The organism is Sediminibacterium sp. FW305-C-49, from assembly GCF_058231085.1.
Map to the genome: position 1 here is coordinate 804,499 of NZ_JBIQXS010000002.1, position 21,612 is coordinate 826,110.

A 21,612-nucleotide genomic window follows, 5' to 3' on the forward strand; every position below is an offset into this window, starting at 1 on the left:
GGTCTGTTTAGAAATTGTAATTTAGAACCATGTCAGAAACAGTCGTATCCATCCATAACGCCAAAATTTACCAGGGCGGCAGTCTTATCTTAGAAGATGTAAATTTCTCTGTAAACAAAGGAGAATTTGTGTACCTCGTTGGTAAAACCGGAACCGGTAAAAGCAGCCTGCTGAAAACATTGTATGGTGAATTACCGCTCACAGAAGGGAGTGCATCGGTTGTGGGTTTTAACCTGCGTGATATGGACTGGAAAAAAGTGCCCTTCCTTCGCAGGAATCTTGGAGTAGTATTCCAGGACTTTCAGTTGCTGACAGACAGGAACGTGCATGAAAACCTTCGCTTTGTACTCAAAGCTACAGGTTGGCAGGATGAGAAGCTGATCGAAGAAAAAATCAATGACGTATTGGATAAAGTAGGATTGAGAAGCAAGGGCTTCAAAATGCCTTTTGAAATGAGTGGAGGGGAGCAACAACGTGTAGATATTGCCCGTGCACTGCTTAATTCACCCAAACTGATTCTCGCCGATGAGCCAACAGGAAACCTCGATCCCGAAACCAGTGATGAAATCATGCAATTGCTGATCCAGATTGCCCGCGATTATGGAACTGCCGTGATCATGGCCACACACGATTTTATAGTGATCAACCGCTACCCCTCACGCATCCTCAAAACAGAAAAGGGCAGGGTAATGGATAGCGCAGCGATGTAAAAGGGAAGTTGAAAAATCAAAATTCAAAAAGGGATCAGCATTGACTCCGCGAACATTCTCGTACAGCTACCCTTGTCATTTTCAAATTTTCAAATTTTCAAATTTCCAAATCCACCCCACCTGCTTTTCCGCATTTCTTTGATTGTTAAACAGGTCATTGGTAATCGCTCTTCGTTTTTCAGTTTCTTCCTTCGTAAAAGCTGCTGAAAAAAGCGTTTCAATTTTTATGATAAAATCTTCGGCGTTGTCGGCGATATGACAAACCGGTTCAAGTCCGGAATGAGTAACTGTGGATGCATTTACCAGACAATGCCTGCCATTAAAAATGGCATTCACCAACTTTATCTTAATCCCTGTATTCGTATAAGAAGGGAGGATATTGATCTGGGCTTTGGCAATCATATCCTGCATTTCTTTTTCAGAAGGATCGGCCACCAGACAGGTATGCCCCATGCTATGGGCCAGTTCATAAAGTCTTTCAGATGGATTATGTCCTGCAATAACAAAAGGGATATCAGTTTTACTGAATACTTTCTCTAATAACCAGATGGCTGCTTTTTCATTGGCATCCACGCTCAGGTCGCCATGAAAGAGGCAAAAACTACCAAACCCATGTTTTTCTTCTACCGTCCAGTGATCGGGTATATATAAAGAAAGATGGTCAATATTGTTGGCGCCAAATTCATTCCGGTACACATCATTATCCGCATCTGTCATACCCCAGAAAATGGCTTTGGATGCAATTTTTCTTTCATAGGCTTTCAGCATAATACTTTCCCTTTTGTAATACAGTTTTCGGAAAGCAGAGCTGGCCTGTTTGCAGAGATCATTGTAGTATTGATATTCTACATTGTGAAGCCGTACAAAACAATCACGGTGTTGGAAACGTTCATCTGTTAGCAGGTAAGTACAATGTACGCCCTCCATCATGATGGGGTGGTTATCATGAAGCAGGTTTTGAAGCAAGTCTTCATTCTTTCTAGATGCAACAATATAGGGAAGTGAGGCAGATACACCTTTATGACCTGTAAAGCGCTGATAGTAATGAACAGAAGTGCAATAGTCATTCAAAACAGGTTGTTCTCCGCGACCATAATCAAAACAGTGAAGATGAATATGCACACCTGCGGCCTGTAATGCTTTCAGTTTATAGAACACATCATATATGCCACCCTGGTTAACAGGATAAGGAACAGTATAAGCGATAATGTGCAGGTGTTTTTCCATTATGCCAGAGCTTGGTAAAATCGGATAAGTTTTTCCGACTCATGCTGCCAATTGAGAACAGAACGTGCCGACAGGGCTTTTTGTTGCAAACTTTTATATAATACAGTATCAGTAAGCAATTTGTTCAGTTCGCGGGCAATACTGTCGCTATCCGTTTGGGCTATCAGATGGGCAAAGCCAAATGTATCATTGATGGATCTGTATTCAGGATAGTCAACACATAACTGCGGAATACCGGCCATCATGTAATCGAAAAACCGGTTGGACAATGACTGGTACTGATTTAGCCCCTTTTCATCAAAAAGGGTGAGACCAAACAGCGCTTTTTGTGTAATGGTTTTTAGGTCGACGGGGGGGATATAACCCCTCAGTTCAACCTTGTTTTCAAGCTGGTATTGCTGAATGAGTGCCTTGGTTTGTTCGTAGTAGTTGCCCTTCCCGCAAATTACCAGCTTTGCATTTACATGCTGCATGGCTGGAATCAGGGTATCAAAACAACGTCCTTCATTAACGGAGCCCTGGTATAAAATATAGTTTTCCGGCACAATCTTTTCCAGCGGGTATTCATGCGGAAGATTTCTGATGATAGCATATTGAACATCATATTGTTGCTGCAGCCAATTGGCAATAAACTGGTTCACTGTATATCCTTTTTTAAACCTTTTAACAGCGAATTTTTCAATCCCTGACCATATCTTTTTTATAGAAGGCCTGCGTATGATTTCAAATTGTTCTGTAAACAGTTCATGTGCATCGTACACCCTGATTTGCTTTTTGAGTGCCGAAGAAAAATAACAGGGCAGAATGGTATCAAGATCAATGGCGCAAATAATATCTGCTCTATGTGCTAAAAGAAATAAGAAAAGCCTGATATTAAACTCGATATAAAACAGCGGCCCCTTTTCCATGAAACAAAAAAGCCGCTTCTGTCTGAATGGTTGATCCGATAACGGATTTGATTCTTTTCGTTTTCTTCCTACCAGTAAAACCTCATAATGATTGCTGCTCAACGTAGCCGCAATTCGGTGCATACGCTGGTCGTAATTCAGGTCGTTGGTAACGGTAAAAATGATGCGCTTCAAATCAGGAGGTTATTCAACAAATATACAGTCAGAAAACTTCGGAGGGGTGGGTTAAAAAATCGATTTTTTAAATCAAAATAAACGATTTAATTAATTTATTATCAGTTAGTTATGTAATTTTCATCTTTATGTATTTTTTTCATCATCCTTTTTCTCCACCTATTATACACAGCGATATAATCTTTCCGGAAAATCTACCCCTTTTCCTGTATGTTCGCAGGTACTAAATAGAGGAAAAGTGAGATTAAAATCATTAGAAATCAAAGGGTTCAAAAGTTTTGCTGATAAAACCGTGGTGAGTTTTGATGAAGGTATTACCGGCATCATCGGTCCCAATGGTTGTGGCAAGAGTAATATCATTGATAGTATCCGTTGGGTAATAGGCGAACAAAAAATATCTGCATTAAGAAGTGAAAACCTGGAAGCGCTGGTTTTTAATGGTAGTAAAACCAGAAGTCCGAGTGGTCTGGCAGAAGTAAGTCTCACTTTCGAAAACACAAAAAATCTCTTACCAACCGAGTTCAATACCGTAACGGTAACACGTCGCTTTTATAAAAATGGTGAAAGTGAATACAGGCTGAATGATGTAACCTGTCGTTTAAAAGATATCCATAATCTTTTTCTGGATACCGGAGTGAGCACCGACAGTTATGCCATCATTGAATTGGGTATGGTGGATGATATCATCAAAGACAAAGAAAACAGCCGTCGTCGTATGCTCGAACAGGCTGCAGGTATTACCATCTACAAAACACGTAAGAAGGAAGCCAAGAATAAACTCGACGCAACTGAACAGGATCTGGCACGTATTGAAGACTTATTGTTTGAGATCAATAACCAGTTAAAAACACTGGAGAACCAGGCAAAGAAGGCAGAGAAGTATTACGAGATCAAAAAAGAATACAAGGAAGTATCCGTAGAACTGGCCAAAGCTGCTTTGGAAGGATTTAACATCACTTACAAAGAACTGAATGAGCAGCAGGAACTGGAGATCAATAAAAAGGTACAGCTTGATGCAGAAATTGCATTGGAAGAAGCTACCATCGAACAGGAGAAGGTAGGTTTTATTGAGAAGGAAAGGGCTTTACAAAGCATGCAGCATGAGTTCAACGACCTTCTGCAAAACCTCCGTAGCAAAGAGAACGAGCGAAACCTCGCTACACAGAAATTACATTACCTCAAAGAAAAGGAAACCAGTTTAAAGGATTTCCTCGAAAAAGCATCGGGTCAGTTAAAAACCATTGGTGATTCTATCGAGTACACACAGATACAGGTGGGTGAAGAAGAATCGCGTTTGGTAGAACTGCAAGACAGGGTAGAAACAGCCAAACTCGATATAGAAGATAAACGCCGTCTTTTCGACGAACGCAGAAGTGGGGTAGATGCATTGCGTAACCAGTACCAGCAGATACAACGTAACCAGTTCGATGCTGAGAAGAAAGTGGCTGTAGCCGATACATCCATCCAGAACCTGCAGCGTGCACAGGCGCAACTGAATGAAGAAAAACAGAACCGCGAACTGCAACTGGAGCAACTGCAAAAAGAGCTGACAGAAAAAGAAGAAAGCCTGGAAGCGCGTCGTGTAGACCTGCAGCAATTGCAGGAACAGCATGAGCGTACCCGCGAAAATATTTTTGAAACTCAGGCGCAGCTTGAAGTATTACGTAACGAACTGGCAGAAGAGAACCGTAAACTCGATGCCAAACGAAACGAATACAACCTCCTGAAAAGCCTCATCGATTCGATGGAAGGTTATCCGGAGAGCATCAAGTTCCTGCATAAAAATCCGGAGTGGAACCATGCGGCACCTATTCTTTCCGACATCATTTATGTAAAGGAAGAATTCAGGGCGGCAGTTGAAAATGTACTGGAGCCATACCTCAACTATTATGTAGTGAACAACCTGCAGGAAGGATTGCAGGCCATTCATTTACTGGATGCGAACAGCAAAGGGAAGGCCAACTTCTTTATGCTCGAAAAATTTGCCGATCTGCGTGTGGACACCCACCAGCCGGCCAATACCATCCGGGCCATGGATGTAATTGAAGTGGATGAACAATACCGTAAACTGGCAGAATATTTATTAGGGAATGTTTATATCGCCGAGAATGATGAAGCCATAGCCAACAGTAATGGTGCTGTGGTACTCGAAAAAACTGGTAAATACGTCAAAGGTAAATACACGCTTACCGGCGGTAGCGTAGGCTTGTTTGAAGGAAAGAAAATTGGCCGTGCCAAGAACCTCGAAAAACTGGCGGAAGAAATTCAGGACCAGGAATCGGTGGTAAGCCTGCTGAAAGCCGATATTCAGGCCAAACATAATGAAGTGATTGCATTTAATGAGCAGTTAAAAGAAAATGCAATCAAGCAAACGGAGAACGAAATCAATCAGCTCACCAACCAGGTATTTGCTACCAAAAACCGTATCGAAAACCTGCAGGCTGCACAGCAGAATGGTTTACAGCGTTTGACAGATATTGAAACCCGTTTACAGGACGAACAGGATGGTATTGCTGCTACCAGGGAAGAGCTGCACCTGCTCAATGACCAGTTGTTACAAACAGGTGAACAGATGAAACTGGTAGAACAGGATTACCAGTTGGCTGAACAGGAATACAATTATGCATCGGTACAATACAATGAAACCAACCTGCAGTTAACGCGTCAGCAAAGCAAGATTACCACCCTCAAGCAGGAACTGGTATTCAAAGAAAATCAACTGAGCGAATTACACCAGCAGATTGAAAACAATACATCTCAATTGTCTGAAGCATCAGATAATATTAAAGAAGGTGAAAAAGCGCTGGTTGGTTCTGAGGAATTGCTCATTGAACTGATGCGCAAGAAAGAAGAAGAAGAGAAAAAATTAAATGAAGCCGATCAGGCCTATTATAACCTGCGTAATGCCTTACAGGAGAAAGAAAGTGAGCTGAGACTGAAAGTGAAGAGCAAGGAAATGATTGATCATCTGGTAACAGAGATCAAAGACAGGTTGAATGAACTGAAACTGCAACTGGCTGGCATGAAGGAAAGACTGAGCGTGGAATTTAAAGTAGAGCTCGATGAAATACTCGATCAGGCCCGTACCACAGAAACCACACTCGAAGAATTGCAGGCCACCAGCGACCGCATGAAAAAGCGACTGGAAAATATGGGTGAAGTAAACCCTACAGCCATCGAAGCTTTCATGGAAATGAAGAAACGTTATGAGTTCATTCTTGAACAAAAGAATGACCTTGTTTCTGCCAAAGAAAGCCTGCTGCAAACCATCCAGGAAGTAGAGGCAACAGCTAACCAGCAGTTTCTGGATACTTTTAACCAGGTTCGCGAAAACTTCCAGAAAGTATTCAAAGCCCTGTTTACCGAAGAAGATACGGCCGATATGGTACTAGTTGATCCTACCAACCTCGCCGAAACAGGTATCGAAATTATTGCCAAGCCAAAAGGGAAACGTCCATCTTCTATTACACAGTTGAGTGGTGGTGAGAAAACCTTAACGGCAACAGCATTACTATTCTCGATTTATCTGATCAAACCCGCACCATTCTGTATTCTTGATGAGGTTGATGCGCCACTGGATGACGCCAACGTTGGTAAGTTTACACAGATGATCAAGAAGTTCAGTGATAATTCACAGTTCATCATCGTAACCCACAACAAACAAACCATGGGAGCCGTTGATGTAATCTACGGTGTAACCATGCAGGAGCCCGGTGTAAGTAAACTGGTTCCGGTGGATTTCAGGAGTTTGACGAACTAAATAATAGAAGTGAGTAGTGAGTAGTCAGTAGTGAGGTGGTGTTATTACTCCCTACTGACTACTCACTACTCACTTTTCCCATCCTGCGCCTATACTCCATGTACAAGTCTATTTTTATACTATACCTTGTCTGTTTTGGTTGCTATCTGCTGTTCACCCGTCAGCCGGATTATTTTGATGGGATAAAAGTTCCGGCAGTAATCAGACAGGTACACAATGCATCTGACGGTCACCTGGAACTGATGGCTGTTTTTAATACCGGTACAAAAGAGTTTTCAATCAATCCACAATATATATTCAGGAATATCAGAGAAGGACAGCGGCTCACGGTTATTTATGAAACCGGTACACCTGAAAAAGGGGCTGTATATGCATATTGGGGTTATTGGATCACATGGGGCGAACTGGTCATGTCTGTTGTACTTTGCTTTTTACTCTTCCAGATAGCAGTATCTGTTACCAGTAATCCAAGTGCTGCATCACTTGCCGAACAAGCCGGTTATAAAGAAGAAAAAAAGAAAAAATACCTCGACTGATTTATTGTACTGTATACTGGTATTCGATTTTTCCTACCTGTAATTTGCTTTTATCACTACAGATTTCTTCTGTCTTAAGCCCCTTCTCGTTGTATTTGTATTTCCAGACGAAATAATTATTACTACCCAGTGAAAACTGGGTCATTTGAGTGGGTTGATTAGCGGCATTATACTCATACACAAAATCGGGTAGTAGCTTTTTGAGTTTGCTATTGTATCGGACAATATCGGTAAGCTGCCTGTTGGCATTATAATAATAGTAATAGCTTTCGATGGTACGTCCGTTCTTCTTCCATTTTTCTTCTCCAATATTACCCTGCTCATCTTTTATAAACTGAACAGTAACGGTATCGGTCAGGTTCTTGATTTTGAGCATAGAAAGAGGGGCGCCATATTCATCATAGAACCATTGGTGTACTTCTGAAAGGGTGCTGTTCATGAAAGTATCAATGGTAGACAGGGTAACCACACTGATGCGACCCTGGGCATCGTAGCTATAATCGGTTTTGTTGCTGATGTTTTTATTATTGGTCTGGGTGCGCTTTAAAACGCCGAGATCGTAAGTGTTGGTGGTAACACTGGTCTGGTTATTGGTTTGTGTTGTGATGGTTACTTTTTTTCCATCTCTGCTGATCTCCTGTGTAACCGAAAACCCTTCTGTGATGGAATTATCGGGTTCATAAGAGATGGTTTTAATGGTAGCAATCTTTTGTGCCCGCCATATTTTGTACTGATCATTTCCCTGGCGAATGGAAATAAGATCATTGAAATAATATTGCGCCTGACAACAAACAGTTATTAATAAGAACGAAACTACACTGAGGGTTTTCATCATGGAGCAAAATTACTCAAATCTGGCTGTTCATTTTTCAACATTCAGTCAAAGGCCGTTGCGGCTATGGATTAGTTATGTATTTTTAATCAAACGTTAACAAGTGTCGCATTTACCGGAAAGAAAGGAAAAAATATGCCTGAATTGTGGAGCCGCCCTGCATGGACGGTTTTGTCATTATTGTGGACAGGAAAACATTGAGCCAAAAGACAGCTTCTGGCACCTGGTAACACATTTTGTGTATGATATCATACATTTTGATGGTAAGTTTTTCAGTACCCTCAAATACCTGTTATTCAGACCCGGGTTTCTTTCCTATGAGTATTTAAGAGGGCGAAGGGTCGATTATCTCCACCCAATCAGGATGTATGTATTTACCTCTGCTTTTTTCTTTCTGATTTTTTTTAGTTTTTACCAGAAAGAACAAGACATTGAGATCAAAGAAAAAAAGGACACGGCTGAGAAAGTAATGTCCAAACTGGAAAAACAGAAAACAAGGCTGGAAGCGGCATTGAAAACTTCTGACGCAGTTGTAGCTACCGGACAGATCAAGGATAAGATAAAACAGACAGAAGTTGATATTGCGATGTTGAAACGCGACAGTACCCTTGTGGACAGTGTTCGAAGTTTGCCACAGGGTGGATTTACAATCATGTCATTCGATGACAGAAAAATTAACGCCACATTGGGCTCTGTAAAGGAATATGACTCATTACAGGCTGCATTACCGGAGAATGAACGCGATGGTTTTATTGTAAGGGCATTTGAAAGGCAGAATATACATCTGCGTGAAAAATATAAAGGCGATTCAAAGGCAAGTATGAAAGCCATCACGAATAAGTTTATTCACTTCTTTCCTCAGATGCTATTCGTATCCTTACCGTTATTTGCACTCTTGTTGCAGGCCATGTATGCAAGAAGAAAGCAGTTTTATTATGTAAACCACATCATTTATTCCATACATCTATATTGCGCCATTTTTATTATCATCCTGTCTGGCTTATGGTTACACAGTATTATAAAAGGAATTACACATGAAGTACATGACTGGGTTGGCACTGTATTTACGCTGGCCGGCTTCTTCTACCTGTATAAATCGATGCGTAATTTCTACGGACAGCGTAGAGCAAAAACAATCCTGAAATATATTTTGTTATTGTTTGCAGCTTTATTGATAATGGTCTTATTGTTTAGCGTGTTTTTCCTTTTTTCAGCATTTACAGTATAAACGGAACAAGAAAATTAAAACATGAAATCAACCGCTGATAGTTTTCTGGCATTGGTAACCATTATGGACGAACTCAGGGAGCAATGTCCGTGGGATAGAAAACAGACCATTCATACACTCCGTTCCATGACCCTTGAGGAAACATATGAGCTGGCTGATGCAATAGATGCCAATGACTGGCAAGGTATAAAGGAAGAACTGGGAGATATGCTGTTGCATATACTTTTTTACACCAAAATAGGAACAGAGCAGCAACAGTTTGTACTACAGGAAGTAATAGACGGAATAGCACAGAAACTCATAACACGCCATCCGCATATTTATGGAGATGTTAAAGTCGACAATGCAGAAGATGTGAAACGAAACTGGGAACAGATTAAAATGAAAGAGGGCAAAAAATCGGTGCTCGGTGGTGTGCCGAAATCATTGCCTGCTGTTGTAAAAGCCACCAGAATACAGGAAAAAGCAAAACAGGTAGGCTTTGAATGGGACAACAGGGAAGATGTATGGAAAAAAGTGGAAGAGGAGATGGGTGAACTGAAAGAAGCCATCCAGGCAGGTAAAGAGGAAGAGATTAAAGAAGAATTTGGCGATTTACTCTTTAGTCTGATTAATTATGCACGGTTTTTGCAGGTAGATGCAGAAGCTGCACTGGAGCAGACCAATAAAAAATTCATGTATCGTTTTCAGGCGATGGAATCAATGGCATCAGAAAAGGGATTAAATCTTGTAGATATGACCCTGACCGAAATGGATGCGCTTTGGAACGAGATCAAAAGAAAACAATAAACTGTTGATCAAAACACTCAGAAAAGCTGCTTATAAACACGGATACCTGGCCATTACTGCTGCCTGGCTCTATACCTTTTCATTTATTTTCATCAACTACTGGAGCTATAATTCTTCGCCCCAGAAAGTAAAATCAAAACTGGAACAGCAAATCAATAAACTTGAAAAAAAGTATTATGATCTGCTCGATGATACAGCAAGATTACATGCACTGATAGAACCTGCGAATAATGAGGCCAAAGAGAAGATCACCAAAGAACCTTTTGGCTTGTTTGTATATGCACTGGCTGGAAAAACAAGTCCAACGCTCTTGTATTGGAATACGAATAGCTACTATACCGTACAGGACGATCTCTACAGACAGGATAGTGCCTGGTTTTCCGTAAAGCGAAATGGAGAATTTGAGATATTGAAATCAACAGTTCCTGTTAAAGACGGGGGATTGCTGATCGTTGGAATGATACCCATTCACTGGTCTTATTTTATTGAGAATAAATACCTGCATAGCGATTTTGCCGGCTTCAAAGGATTAGATGAACAGTATGAGCTGACAACTCTTCCCGGATCTGATGTGTTGCCGATTTTGAGTAGTACAGGCAAAGAATTGTTTGGGATTAAACTCAGGCAGGGTAAATCTTTTATAGCTTATGATGGGTTTACGATCCTGTTAAGAATACTGTCAGTCGTCTTTTTACTGATTTTCCTCCATTCAGTAACTGCTGAATTGATTTTGGTACATGGATTCAAAACCGGGTTTAGTTTATTGGCAGCCATCGTATTATTATTACGTTTTATAGCCTACCAGTTTAATTTCCCTTTTGATTACAGTAAGCTGCCGTTGTATGATCCCTCTATTTATGCTTCCAATATTATTCATCCATCACTGGGTGATTTATTGGTGAATGCCATCTTATTATTCTGGTTGATTGGCGTATATAAAAACTATACCGATGATAAAACATGGCTCAGGAAACCCTTGCCATTAAAGGTCAGGAACTATGGCAGTATCTTTCTATTAACCCTGATAGGATATGGAATCGCCGGCATTGTACAAAGCCTGGTACAGGACTCCAAAATATCTACAGATGTAACCAATTTTTTCAGTCTGGATATTTACAGTGTAGTAAGTTTTGTGATTCTCTGTTTTCTGGTGCTCAGTTTTTTTGGTCTTTCCCAGATATTGATAAGGCCGTTGGTGGAACGAAAATTTCCCCTACTGGAACAATCTATTACAGTAATTATAAGCGGATTTATTTGCCTGTTATTGTTTTTTCCCAATAAACAAATACCAACAGGCCTGGTAATTTTACTTTGGTTATTGTTGTATTTACTCATCATCCATTTCAGGGAAAAAGACCTCAATTTACCATTACTCAGGTCTACCTTTTTTATATTCTGGGTTATGTTCTTTACTTTTTCCATTGCTGGGATGGTCTTATATGAGAACAGGATTACAGAATTTGAGCAGCGAAAACGCATTGCCGAAAAGCTGGCACTGCAGATAGATCCTTCAGGTGAGAATCTCTTGAATATTGCGGCCACCAATTTCGATGATCAGTTCTTACTGAAAAATTTTAGCCGATTTCAAAGTGAACTGGAGAACAAGTATATCAAAGACAGCCTCATTAACCAGAACTTCTCGGGCTATCTCAACAAATACGATACACGTATTTATACTTTCGACAGTTTGTATCATCCGCTTTACAATGAAGATTCCACCGATTTTGCAGCTATTAAAACCATTATCCTCAATCAGGCAAGGCCTACGGTAATACCGGGTTTGTATAGCTATGATAATACGTCAGAAGGATTTAGTTATCTCTATCAGAAAGAGGTAAAAGAAAAGGAAAGAACGCTTGGGTATTTGTTTGTGATCGCCAAATCGAAACGATATAAAAGTGAAGCATTGTATCCTGAATTGTTTAATCAAGTGCAAAATCTTTCCTCTGATCTGAATACCAATTATGCGTATGGTATTTATAACAAGGGGAAATTGATCAACCACTTTAATACTTACCATTTCCCTTCAAGACTGAAAAAGAATCAGATCAACGATTTTGAATTTACGTATAAGGTTTCCGGCGAATACAGTGAACTATGGTTTAATAGCGGAGATGATAAGCAGGTTGTAGTAGTGAAAAGAAATACATGGGTTGTGGAGTTTCTTACCTTATTTGCATACCTGTTTTGTTCTTTTCTGCTCATCATCTTTGTTTTTCATATTGGCAGCCAGCTGTTGATCGCAAGATTTAAATGGCGTGAGATTAAAAAACTGTTCAGATTTAATATCCGCACACAAATACAGGCTACGATTATTTTCCTGAGTGTATTCTCTTTTCTTGTCATTGGTATAGCCACGATTTCATTTTTCATTATTCGATTTAACAGGGGTAATGAAGAGCGGTTGTCAAAATCGATCCAGGTGATGTCGAATGAAATCAATAGTAAACTGAATGCACAGTTTAGTTTTGATGATGTATTGACCTTCAAAAACGTAGGCTTGTCGAGAGAACTGGAACAGGATATTGCAGAAGTATCTGACCTGCATAATGTTGATGTGAACTTTTACGACATCAATGGTAACCTGCTCACTTCCACGCAACCATATATATACAACAAACACCTGCTGAGTACGCAAATGGAACCCAAAGCCTTTCAGCAGTTGAGCTATGATAATAGTATACGTTATATACAATCTGAAAAAGTGGGCGATTTTGAGTACCTGAGTATTTATGTACCCCTCTCAGATGATGCAGGGGAGAATTACGCTTATCTTAATATTCCTTACCTCAATTCGCAAAATGAACTGAACCAGGAGATATCGGGTTTTCTGGCCACATTAATCAACCTCAACGCCTTTATCTTCCTGGTAGCAGGTGCCATTGCCTTTTTCCTCACCAGTAGAATCACTGCATCGTTTAGTTTGATTGGTGATAAAATGCGACAGATGAATATTGGGATAAGTAACCAGGAGATTGTATGGACAAGAAACGATGAAATCGGCATGCTGGTGGGGGAATACAATAAAATGGTACGTAAGTTGGAACAGAGTGCCCTTGCATTGGCCAGAAGTGAAAGAGAGGGGGCGTGGCGTGAAATGGCCAGACAGGTGGCACATGAAATTAAGAACCCACTTACACCAATGAAGTTGAGTATTCAATACCTGCAGAAAGCGATATTGAATGGATCGCCGGATGTGAAAGAACTCACATCGAATATGGCGCTTACATTAATAGAACAGATTGATCAGTTATCGAAAATAGCCAGCGATTTTTCGCAATTTGCCAATATTGGGAATGCAAAAATGGAAAAGATTGATCTGCGTGAAGTGGTAGAATCCGTAACACGTTTATATGCAACCCATCCTGAACTGGACATTCACTTTGCACAATCACTGAGCACTGCCCCCGTTATGGCGGATCGTGTTCAGATGAACCGGCTACTCACTAACCTCCTACAGAATGCAGTAGAAGCCGGGAATGAGAACGATAAAAAAGTACAGGTGACCATTGATATTGAACAAAGAGAAAACAAGCTGTTGCTTTCTGTTCGGGATAATGCGGGCGGTATTCCAGAATCGATGCAGGTGAATATTTTTACACCCAATTTTACAACCAAATCATCCGGAACGGGTCTCGGCCTAGCTATTTGCAAGGGTATTGTAGAGAAAGCGAATGGCAGTATCTGGTTTGAAACAGCAGAAGGTAGTGGAACTAGTTTCTTTGTTGAGTTTCCGGTAGCATCATAAAAAGAGCCGACCACTGGTCGGCTCTTTTTATGAAATATGAAGTGGCTATAATTGTATTTCAAGCCCGGCTGAAATAAACCTGTCTAATCCAACCCTGATGCCTGTTGGTCTTCTGCTTGCGATATACCTTTCATTCAATATATTCTTACCAGACAGACTGAAATGAACAGTGGGTGTAATATTCCAGAATAATGAAGCATCCAAGACCCAACGATTGTTGATTAGCCCTGTTAAGCCATTGGCAGATGCAGTTAAGGTGTTTAACTCGTCGGTAAATTGTTCTCCCGTATAAGTGCCATAGAATCGAAACCCAAACCCTTTTTTAAATTCTGCACCTGCATTCATATTAATGATCCAGGAAGGAGCATAGGGTAATTTGTTGTTCCGTACGTTTTTGGCGCTCGCGCCTGCGCCGATAAACCTGTCAGCAACATACCTGGATTCAACATAAGTAGCATTTATGCCGATAGAATATTGATGCATGCTCTTTAATATTTTACCCATCTCCAGTTGCAAAGCTGCTTCAATTCCCTGGTGTTTGGTTCTTCCGCCATTGGCCAATCCGGTAGCATTGGAATTGCCGCTGGATTGCGATACCGGTATGATCTGGTTATCAAAGTTCATCATAAAACCAGTGATCTCGGCCGTTAAAAAATCACCCTTCGCAATACGTGCACCGATTTCATAATTGATACTTTTTTCTGCATTCAGATCGAGCGCTATTCCTTCAGCAGTAATGGCATCTTTTGTACGTGGTGGTGCAAAACCTTTATGAACACCTGCAAATAAAGTGAACAGTTCATCCGCTTTATAGCTGATACCTGCACCCGGAATAAGGCTGAAAGTATTACTACGCGTAAGCAGGTTGGTATCTGCCACCACATTATTGACACCATTGATCCTGAAACGGCCTCTTAAAATTCTTCTCGAATAGTCAAAGTTCTCCAGACGAATGCCGGCATTAAAACTCCAGCGATTATCCAGCGCAAGAGTGTTTTGGATATAAGCACTGAAAGCGTTTCCTGCTCTTTCTTCCACATCTCTCAGATCACCACCTCTTGCATCTGCTTTACGGCCAATCAAAAATTGTTCATCCGCTTTTTCATATAAAAATCTTGTCCCAACAACCAGTGCATTATTGCCATTCAGAAAATGATGGTTCACTTTTAATTGTGGTTCAATGCCCATTACCTGGAACTGCCTGTTTCTATGACCATTTGCATTCAACATATAAATAGCACCACCTGAAATAGATGGATTACCCCAAACAACCCCTGTCTGATTAGGTGTACTGGCATTGGAGGTAAATTCCTGTCTCTGCCAGTTACGGGTAGTAGTATAAGCAAACCCCGTTGTTTGTAACGACACAGCGTTGCTGATTTTATATTGATGTGTGGCACTTACAGAATAACGGCGAACTGGTAAGCGGTCGTTGGGTGCCATCAGTACAAAATCCTGATCGCCCTTATCGTACATGGTTTGTGTTAAACCGATATAGGTACTGTTGCTGATTTCATCGTAAACACCCATTTTTAACCCCAGAGATGATTGATCACTCAACCGTAACTTGAATTTGACATTCAGGTCATTGATCCTGAATTTGGTATAACCTAAATGATCGGCTCTTTTATGCAGGTAGTTTACAATGAAACCGGTATTATTCACCGTTTTTCCATAACTCATATAACTGCTGAAAAAACCTTTTTGCCCGCCCTGTAATTTTAATTTTGCTGATTCTTTAGCTGGAGGATCCTGCGTAATATAATTTACCACACCGCCAATTGTTTGCGGGCCAAAAAGTATCTGTCCGCTTCCTTTCAATACTTCTACTGTCTTCATTTTATCGATAACTGGGGTGAAGTACATCTCAGGTTCACCATAGGGGTTTAGCGCAACAGGTATACCATCTTCGAGTACCAGTATATTACGGCTTCTGTCGGGATCCAATCCGCGAACGCCTATGTTAATTCTCAATCCGGCACCTTCTTCATCCACCACATTCAAACCTGGTATTTTTCTCAATACATCATTACCACTTACAGGAGCAATCTGCCTGATTTGTCTTTGTTTCATCACATATACAGACCCCGGTATACGCGACAATAACCTGTCTGTATAAGAGACCACCTGTATCTGCGGCATTTCAACAATTTTACTGCTATCTTCTTTGCCTGTAGAGGATACTGGACCTTGGGCATAGGCACAATTTGCCATGATGATAAAGGCGATCATCTTTCCGATTTTCATGCATTCTGTTTTAGATGTGCAATATTCGGAAATCAGCAGCCCCTGGATTGACAGGATCGGGAAATCGATTTACGGAATCCGTAAAATCAAGCTACAACCAACAAACAGTCTATCTTTTGGCATGTTGCTGTACCAGAAAGGCTTCAAAATCTTCTCTAGAAAAACTGCTCAGGTTGTTTTCTTTGGTCAGCCCGGCTTTTTGTGCTGTGAGTACCCCGTATCTGCAATCATCAAAGCCTTCTATATAGTGTGCATCGGGGTCAATTGAAATCAGTACGCCCTTCTCCAGAGCCAGGTCAATCCAGCGCCAGTCAATATCAAGTCTGCGGGGGTGTGCATTTAATTCAATCACCACATCATTTGCGGCGCAGGCATCAATTATTTTGGCATGGTCCACCGGGTATCCATTACGGCTGAGGAGTAAACGCCCCGTCATATGACCCAGTATGCTGGTATAGGGGTTCTCAATGGCGTTTATTAACCGCATCATGGCTTTCTCTTCGGGCATTTTCAGGTTAGAGTGAATGGATGCGATGACGAGGTCAAAATCAGCCAGAACTTCATCGGGATAGTCAAGGCTGCCATCGTTCAGGATATCGCTCTCAATGCTTTTGTAAATTCGGAAGGGGGCGAATCGCTGGTTCAGTTCCTCTACCTGCTGGTGCTGTGCATATACACGGTCAATATCAAGCCCGCTGGCATAAAAAGCTGAACGGGAGTGGTCGCTGATGACCAGGTATTCAAAACCCCGTTCAATAGCGGCGATGGCCATTTCTTCCAGTGTATTACTGCCATCACTCCATTTACTATGACTGTGAATGATGCCTTTGATATCATCGGGCTGAATAACAACAGGTAACTTGTTATGGCGTGCCTGATCAATGATGTTTTCTTTTTCGCGTAAGAAAGGGGGGATGAAAGCCATTCCTGCTGCTTCAAAAATCGCTTCTTCGCTTACATATGAATGTTCCGGATTCCACCCGAAATTGTTTTTCCAGGCGGTAAAAAATTCTTCACTGCAACTGGTTTCAAAAAGTTTGCTGAAGCGTTGCTGTTCATTGCAACAATGAAATCCAAGACTCACATTGTCGGTTGATTTAACAGAGATATGCTCGTCGCCCGATGAGATGATTTCGAACTGTTGTGCCGAAAAAAAAGCATGCAGTTCATCAGAAGAACAGGTAGTTACCCATTCGAGTATATGCACAATTTCGTCCTGTTTTCGGTACGATCCTGTGGATAAAAAAATTGCCTTAGGGAAGCTTGCCTGGAGCTTTTCGGTGGCTTTTCCGGCAAAACCTTCCATTTGCTGGTAGAGGTAACTGCCGAGTGATCCAAAATAAAATTCGATAGACTCCCTGATATTGTTCTGTGTTTTTTCACCAAAACCTTTATAAAGTGTCAGACGATTTTCATTACAGGCATACAACAATTCACCCAGTGTTTCTATTTCGAGTTCTTTCCAGATCGTTGCAATTTTCTTTGGACCGAGTCCTTTGATCTGCAACATTTCAATAATGCCTTCCGGAGTTTTGGCGATGTACTCATCCAGCACAGAGAGGTTTCCTGTTTCCAGTTGTTCCAGAATACGCTTGCCGGTACTTTCACCAATTCCTTTTTGTGCGAATATTTTATCCGGGCTCAGCGTAGAGAGTTCCATCGGCAGCTTGTCAATGCTGAAAGCTGCGCTGGCGTAGGATTTGGCCTTAAATGAATTGTCTCCATGGATGTCCATGAGCTTGGAAAGAAGAGAAAAATTGGCGGCAATTGCTTCGTTGGTCATACTGAAAAAATAAGAAATGGGAGTGAAGTTAGCATAAAAAAAGTCCCGCTTGAGGCGGGACTCTTAAATCTATTTTAGCTAAAGCTAAACTAAGATTACTTCTTTTTAGCGGCTTTTTTAGCAGCTTTTTTAGGAGCAGCTTTTTTAGCAGCTTTTTTAGGAGCAGCTTTTTTAGCGGCTTTTTTAGGAGCAGCTTTTTTAGCGGCTTTTTTAGGAGCAGCTTTTTTAGCAGCTTTCTTTGGTGCAGCTTTCTTAGCAGCTTTTTTTGCAGTTGCCATGTTTTTTAGATTTAATGGTTAGTAAATAATACATTAAAAATAAAAACTTATTTGTAACTACAAAAAAAATTTTTTATGCGGTCACTTCAACGGGAGAAACCGATACGGTTGTTTTATCGTTTCTTCCTTTCTTAAATTCAACGATACCGTCAGATAATGCGAACAAAGTAAAGTCAGAACCAACACCTACATTCTTACCTGGATGGTAAACTGTTCCTCTCTGACGAACGATGATATTACCAGCAATTGCAGGTTGACCACCATATATCTTAACACCGAGACGTTTGCTCTGAGAGTCGCGGCCGTTCTTTACGCTACCTTCACCTTTTTTGTGTGCCATGGTTATTTGTTTTTAATCCGGATCACTCAATTGATACCGGGTTATGTTTTTTACTAAGCGATGCTTTCGATTTTGATACGCGTATAATGCGTTCTGTGACCATGCTTCTTACGGAAGCCCTTTCTTCTTTTCATTTTAAAGGCGATCACTTTGTCTCCCTGAACTAAGTCGCTGATGATTTCAGCTTTTACAGTAGCTTTTACATTACTGCCTGAAGCAACAGTACCGGCATTGTCTGTAAACAATACATCGGTAAATTCAACTTTGTCTCCGGTTTTGCCCTGCAGGTGAGGAACGTACAGGCTTTGACCTTCCTGTACCTTAAATTGTTGACCTGCGATTTTTACAACTGCTAACATAGCTATCCAAAATTAGGACGGCAAAGGTAGGGATTTGGGCGTTAATTTTGCAAAGATTTTTGAAATAAATCTTATTCACAAGTGCGGAAAAGCAAAATTATGCCTTGATTCGATCATTTTTAGCCATTTTTGACGGAATGATCCACCAATCTCCGACCTGTTTTTTCGTATGTCATTGATAATCATAGTTATGTAATAATATCCCTTTCAGGCCCAATTAACCCGAACTTCTGTCTATTTTTGCCCGATGGGTCTTAAAGACCGCATATTGCTATGAACCTGAAATCCTTGCTGGCAAAACCATTTGCCCAATATATCCATAAACAGATCAAAAGAAACAGTTCTCACGCCCTGGCCGATCAGGATACAATCCTGAAACAGCTATTAAAGGTTGGTAAGGGTACTGAATTCGGCAAAGAGCACAAATTCAATGAGATCACTGATTACCAGTCTTTTCAACAAGCCATACCCTTACGCGACTATGAAGCGTTTAAACCCTTTATTGAAAGAATCAAAGAAGGCCGGGAAAATGTACTCTGGAAGGGAAAGCCTATCTATTTTGCTAAAACAAGCGGCACCACCAGTGGGGTGAAATATATTCCTATTACCAAAGATTCCATTCCAAACCATATCAATACCGCACGTAACGCCTTACTCTGTTATATGGCAGAAACTGGTAACACCGCATTCGCTGGCGGAAAAATGATTTTTTTAAGCGGCTCACCCATATTGGAAAGGGTGGGCGGCATACCCACCGGACGTTTAAGTGGTATCGTCAATCACCATGTACCCAGTTATCTCAGGGCCAACCAATTGCCCGGGTATGAAACCAATTGTATTGAAGACTGGGAAACAAAGCTGGATAAAATAGTAGCAGAAACCATCAATAAAGACATGACCCTCATCAGCGGTATTCCACCGTGGATGCAGATGTATTTTGACAGGTTGATAGAGAAGAGTGGCAAAAAAGTGGGCGAACTCTTCCCCAATTTCAGCGTAATGGTACAGGGTGGTGTGAATTTTGAACCATACAGGGCCAAATTATTTGAAAGCATTGGCAGGAAAGTAGACAGTATAGAATTGTTTCCGGCGAGTGAAGGTTTTTTTGCCTTCCAGGATCAGCAGGATGGGGAAGGATTATTGCTCAATACCAATAGTGGCATTTTTTATGAATTCATTCCCGCCGCAGAAATATTCAATGAAAACCCCACAAGGCTCAGTCTGAAAGAAGTGAAAACAGGAGAGAACTATGCACTTGTTATCAATAACAATGCAGGACTATGGGGGTATAATATTGGTGATACAGTAAAATTTGTAAGCACAGATCCATACAGACTTGTGGTAAGTGGCCGAACCAAACATTTTATCTCTGCATTCGGTGAACATGTGATAGGAGAGGAAGTGGAATATTCATTACTTAAAGCTGCAACAGAAACAGGAGCGCATATTACAGAGTTTACCGTAGCTCCCATGATTGAACAAGGAGAAGGAAAAAGTTACCATGAATGGTTTGTTGAATTTGAAAAAGAACCGGAAAACTTCCAGCTTTTTATACAGAAGACAGAAGAAAACCTGCGCCTGAAAAATGTGTATTACGATGACCTGATCAGGGGGAATATCCTTCAAACATTAAAAGTCCGCAAAGTGCGCAAAAATGGGTTTATTGATTATATGCGTTCCATCGGCAAGCTGGGCGGACAGAATAAAGTTCCTCGTTTAAGCAACGACAGAAAACTGGCAGATGCGCTGACAGCTTTTGTTGATCATTGATACAACTTCATTTTTTTAGATTGATACGGTTGAATTATTCCAGGAACAGATCAATTTTTTCTGGAGTGATATGGATGTTTTTCAATTTGCCGTCCTGTGTAATATAGTTGATCAATTTTTGTTGAACAGGCGGATGGTACTTTACCGCAAAAAGATACATATCTAATGCAAAGCGGGTGAAAATCAATAACACAGCCGCTACGATGGCCTGATCTGCAAAAAAGAAAAAGAATCCGGCCATGATGGCCACAATTTGTTGTACGACTATCCTGATATAGGGCTGCAGGAATAAACCTGTTAAAGTAAATTCATGGTAGCGTTTCGGAATAAAAAAATTACGGATACTATATGCTAGGTTGGCAATTGCAATGGAGGCAAAAGCCAGTTGCATATCGGTCTGTGACAGTAAAAAACGATAATTCGCCAGCACATTAAATCCGTCAGGCTGTAAGCCCGGCAAACTCTTACCAACAGTAGAAAAAATAAATATTGACTGTACAAAAATGAAAAAGAAATAGTGGGCAAGAAAAAAGGGTATAATACCCCATCCGTTCACTTGCTTCGGGTCTTTCGACACAGGAGTATGCTGTTGGGTCTGTCCATACCGGTATACCATCCATAATTTAAAGAGATGAATAATACCAATAATGATGGTTTCAAACACGTAGGCAAAAACAATAATCACTGGGCGCCACCCTAAAAAAAACAAACCCACCAACATCATGAGCATGTTTAGCCAGATAAAGAGATTGCGGGAAGAGGGTAAATAAATTGTGTACATGCAGGGTTATAAAATGTAAATGGAAGTTAACTGTTTTATGATTGTGGCTAAACTGTAAATATGCATCTATACAATTGAAAATTCTTTATGGTTCAAGAAAACCGTTAAAAGACCAATCGGGTATTGCTGATACTCCTTTTTT

16 protein-coding genes are annotated in these 21,612 nt (G+C 40.8%); 7 read left to right on the forward strand and 9 right to left on the reverse strand.

Going from position 1 to position 21,612, the window contains the following annotated elements:
• Positions 1–29 precede the first annotated feature (29 nt).
• Positions 30–710, forward strand: coding sequence for a cell division ATP-binding protein FtsE (locus ACH3Z1_RS10965; protein ID WP_490822013.1), 681 nt, complete (start codon positions 30–32; stop codon positions 708–710).
• Between the two features lie 81 nt (positions 711–791).
• Here ACH3Z1_RS10965 and ACH3Z1_RS10970 read toward each other — a convergent pair whose 3' ends face one another.
• Both ACH3Z1_RS10970 and ACH3Z1_RS10975 read right to left on the reverse strand, forming a co-directional pair.
• The gene (locus ACH3Z1_RS10970; protein ID WP_490822015.1) at positions 792–1,937 is read right to left on the reverse strand and encodes a glycosyltransferase; all 1,146 of its coding nucleotides are present in this window, start codon (positions 1,935–1,937) and stop codon (positions 792–794) included.
• A complete protein-coding gene (locus ACH3Z1_RS10975; RefSeq protein ID WP_490822017.1) occupies positions 1,937–3,019 on the reverse strand; it encodes a glycosyltransferase family 4 protein in 1,083 nt (360 codons plus the stop codon). The genes ACH3Z1_RS10970 and ACH3Z1_RS10975 overlap by 1 nt, the downstream gene beginning before the upstream one ends.
• Before the next feature lie 238 nt (positions 3,020–3,257).
• Between ACH3Z1_RS10975 and smc the strand changes: the two genes are divergently transcribed.
• Together smc and ACH3Z1_RS10985 are read left to right on the forward strand one after the other, a co-directional pair.
• Positions 3,258–6,779 carry a chromosome segregation protein SMC gene (gene smc, locus ACH3Z1_RS10980; RefSeq protein WP_490822018.1) on the forward strand — a complete coding sequence of 1,174 codons (3,522 nt, stop codon included), beginning with the start codon at positions 3,258–3,260 and terminating at the stop codon, positions 6,777–6,779.
• 98 nt (positions 6,780–6,877) lie between these two features.
• On the forward strand, positions 6,878–7,315 hold the full coding sequence (locus ACH3Z1_RS10985) for a hypothetical protein (protein ID WP_490822020.1): 438 nt from the start codon (positions 6,878–6,880) through the stop codon (positions 7,313–7,315).
• A 1-nt stretch (position 7,316) separates the two neighbouring features.
• Here ACH3Z1_RS10985 and ACH3Z1_RS10990 read toward each other — a convergent pair whose 3' ends face one another.
• Positions 7,317–8,150 (reverse strand): hypothetical protein, encoded by an 834-nt coding sequence (locus tag ACH3Z1_RS10990; RefSeq protein WP_490822021.1) that lies wholly within the window; start codon positions 8,148–8,150, stop codon positions 7,317–7,319.
• Between the two features lie 100 nt (positions 8,151–8,250).
• Here ACH3Z1_RS10990 and ACH3Z1_RS10995 point away from each other — a divergent pair, with 100 nt between their 5' ends.
• The 3 genes from ACH3Z1_RS10995 to ACH3Z1_RS11005 are packed head-to-tail and all read left to right on the forward strand — an operon-like array spanning position 8,251 to position 13,912.
• Positions 8,251–9,375, forward strand: a complete 1,125-nt coding sequence (locus ACH3Z1_RS10995; RefSeq protein WP_490822022.1) for a DUF3667 domain-containing protein — start codon at positions 8,251–8,253, stop codon at positions 9,373–9,375.
• Between the two features lie 21 nt (positions 9,376–9,396).
• Positions 9,397–10,164: a nucleoside triphosphate pyrophosphohydrolase gene (gene mazG / locus ACH3Z1_RS11000; RefSeq protein WP_490822023.1), complete on the forward strand. Its 768-nt coding sequence runs from the start codon at positions 9,397–9,399 to the stop codon at positions 10,162–10,164.
• Between the two features lie 4 nt (positions 10,165–10,168).
• Positions 10,169–13,912: a sensor histidine kinase gene (locus ACH3Z1_RS11005; protein WP_490822024.1), complete on the forward strand. Its 3,744-nt coding sequence runs from the start codon at positions 10,169–10,171 to the stop codon at positions 13,910–13,912.
• A gap of 45 nt (positions 13,913–13,957) precedes the next feature.
• Here ACH3Z1_RS11005 and ACH3Z1_RS11010 read toward each other — a convergent pair whose 3' ends face one another.
• The 5 genes from ACH3Z1_RS11010 to rplU all read right to left on the reverse strand — a co-directional run bounded on the left by ACH3Z1_RS11010 (position 13,958) and on the right by rplU (position 18,919).
• Complete coding sequence (locus ACH3Z1_RS11010) at positions 13,958–16,159, reverse strand: TonB-dependent receptor family protein (RefSeq protein WP_490822025.1); 2,202 nt, start codon at positions 16,157–16,159, stop codon at positions 13,958–13,960.
• A gap of 109 nt (positions 16,160–16,268) precedes the next feature.
• Positions 16,269–17,942 carry a DNA polymerase/3'-5' exonuclease PolX gene (locus ACH3Z1_RS11015; RefSeq protein ID WP_490822026.1) on the reverse strand — a complete coding sequence of 558 codons (1,674 nt, stop codon included), beginning with the start codon at positions 17,940–17,942 and terminating at the stop codon, positions 16,269–16,271.
• Between the two features lie 95 nt (positions 17,943–18,037).
• The gene (locus ACH3Z1_RS11020; protein WP_161817819.1) at positions 18,038–18,220 is read right to left on the reverse strand and encodes a hypothetical protein; all 183 of its coding nucleotides are present in this window, start codon (positions 18,218–18,220) and stop codon (positions 18,038–18,040) included.
• A gap of 73 nt (positions 18,221–18,293) precedes the next feature.
• Positions 18,294–18,560, reverse strand: a complete 267-nt coding sequence (gene rpmA / locus ACH3Z1_RS11025) for a 50S ribosomal protein L27 (RefSeq protein ID WP_490822028.1) — start codon at positions 18,558–18,560, stop codon at positions 18,294–18,296.
• Positions 18,561–18,613: 53 nt separating this feature from the next.
• Positions 18,614–18,919 (reverse strand): 50S ribosomal protein L21, encoded by a 306-nt coding sequence (gene rplU / locus ACH3Z1_RS11030; protein ID WP_490822029.1) that lies wholly within the window; start codon positions 18,917–18,919, stop codon positions 18,614–18,616.
• A gap of 273 nt (positions 18,920–19,192) precedes the next feature.
• Here rplU and ACH3Z1_RS11035 point away from each other — a divergent pair, with 273 nt between their 5' ends.
• Positions 19,193–20,689 carry a GH3 auxin-responsive promoter family protein gene (locus ACH3Z1_RS11035; RefSeq protein ID WP_490822030.1) on the forward strand — a complete coding sequence of 499 codons (1,497 nt, stop codon included), beginning with the start codon at positions 19,193–19,195 and terminating at the stop codon, positions 20,687–20,689.
• Between the two features lie 34 nt (positions 20,690–20,723).
• Here the strand turns inward: ACH3Z1_RS11035 and ACH3Z1_RS11040 are convergent, their stop codons facing one another.
• On the reverse strand, positions 20,724–21,470 hold the full coding sequence (locus ACH3Z1_RS11040) for a DUF6498-containing protein (RefSeq protein WP_490822031.1): 747 nt from the start codon (positions 21,468–21,470) through the stop codon (positions 20,724–20,726).
• Positions 21,471–21,612 lie beyond the last annotated feature (142 nt).

Excerpts from the sequence above, each read along its gene's own strand:
- ACH3Z1_RS10965 (WP_490822013.1), top strand. The coding sequence starts at position 30 with ATGTCAGAAACAGTCGTATCCATCCATAACGCCAAAATTTACCAGGGC.
- ACH3Z1_RS10970 (WP_490822015.1), bottom strand. The coding sequence starts at position 1,937 with ATGGAAAAACACCTGCACATTATCGCTTATACTGTTCCTTATCCTGTT.
- ACH3Z1_RS10985 (WP_490822020.1), top strand. The coding sequence starts at position 6,878 with ATGTACAAGTCTATTTTTATACTATACCTTGTCTGTTTTGGTTGCTAT.
- ACH3Z1_RS10990 (WP_490822021.1), bottom strand. The coding sequence starts at position 8,150 with ATGATGAAAACCCTCAGTGTAGTTTCGTTCTTATTAATAACTGTTTGT.
- mazG (WP_490822023.1), top strand. The coding sequence starts at position 9,397 with ATGAAATCAACCGCTGATAGTTTTCTGGCATTGGTAACCATTATGGAC.
- ACH3Z1_RS11010 (WP_490822025.1), bottom strand. The coding sequence starts at position 16,159 with ATGAAAATCGGAAAGATGATCGCCTTTATCATCATGGCAAATTGTGCC.
- ACH3Z1_RS11015 (WP_490822026.1), bottom strand. The coding sequence starts at position 17,942 with ATGACCAACGAAGCAATTGCCGCCAATTTTTCTCTTCTTTCCAAGCTC.
- ACH3Z1_RS11020 (WP_161817819.1), bottom strand. The coding sequence starts at position 18,220 with ATGGCAACTGCAAAAAAAGCTGCTAAGAAAGCTGCACCAAAGAAAGCT.
- rpmA (WP_490822028.1), bottom strand. The coding sequence starts at position 18,560 with ATGGCACACAAAAAAGGTGAAGGTAGCGTAAAGAACGGCCGCGACTCT.
- rplU (WP_490822029.1), bottom strand. The coding sequence starts at position 18,919 with ATGTTAGCAGTTGTAAAAATCGCAGGTCAACAATTTAAGGTACAGGAA.
- ACH3Z1_RS11035 (WP_490822030.1), top strand. The coding sequence starts at position 19,193 with ATGAACCTGAAATCCTTGCTGGCAAAACCATTTGCCCAATATATCCAT.
- ACH3Z1_RS11040 (WP_490822031.1), bottom strand. The coding sequence starts at position 21,470 with ATGTACACAATTTATTTACCCTCTTCCCGCAATCTCTTTATCTGGCTA.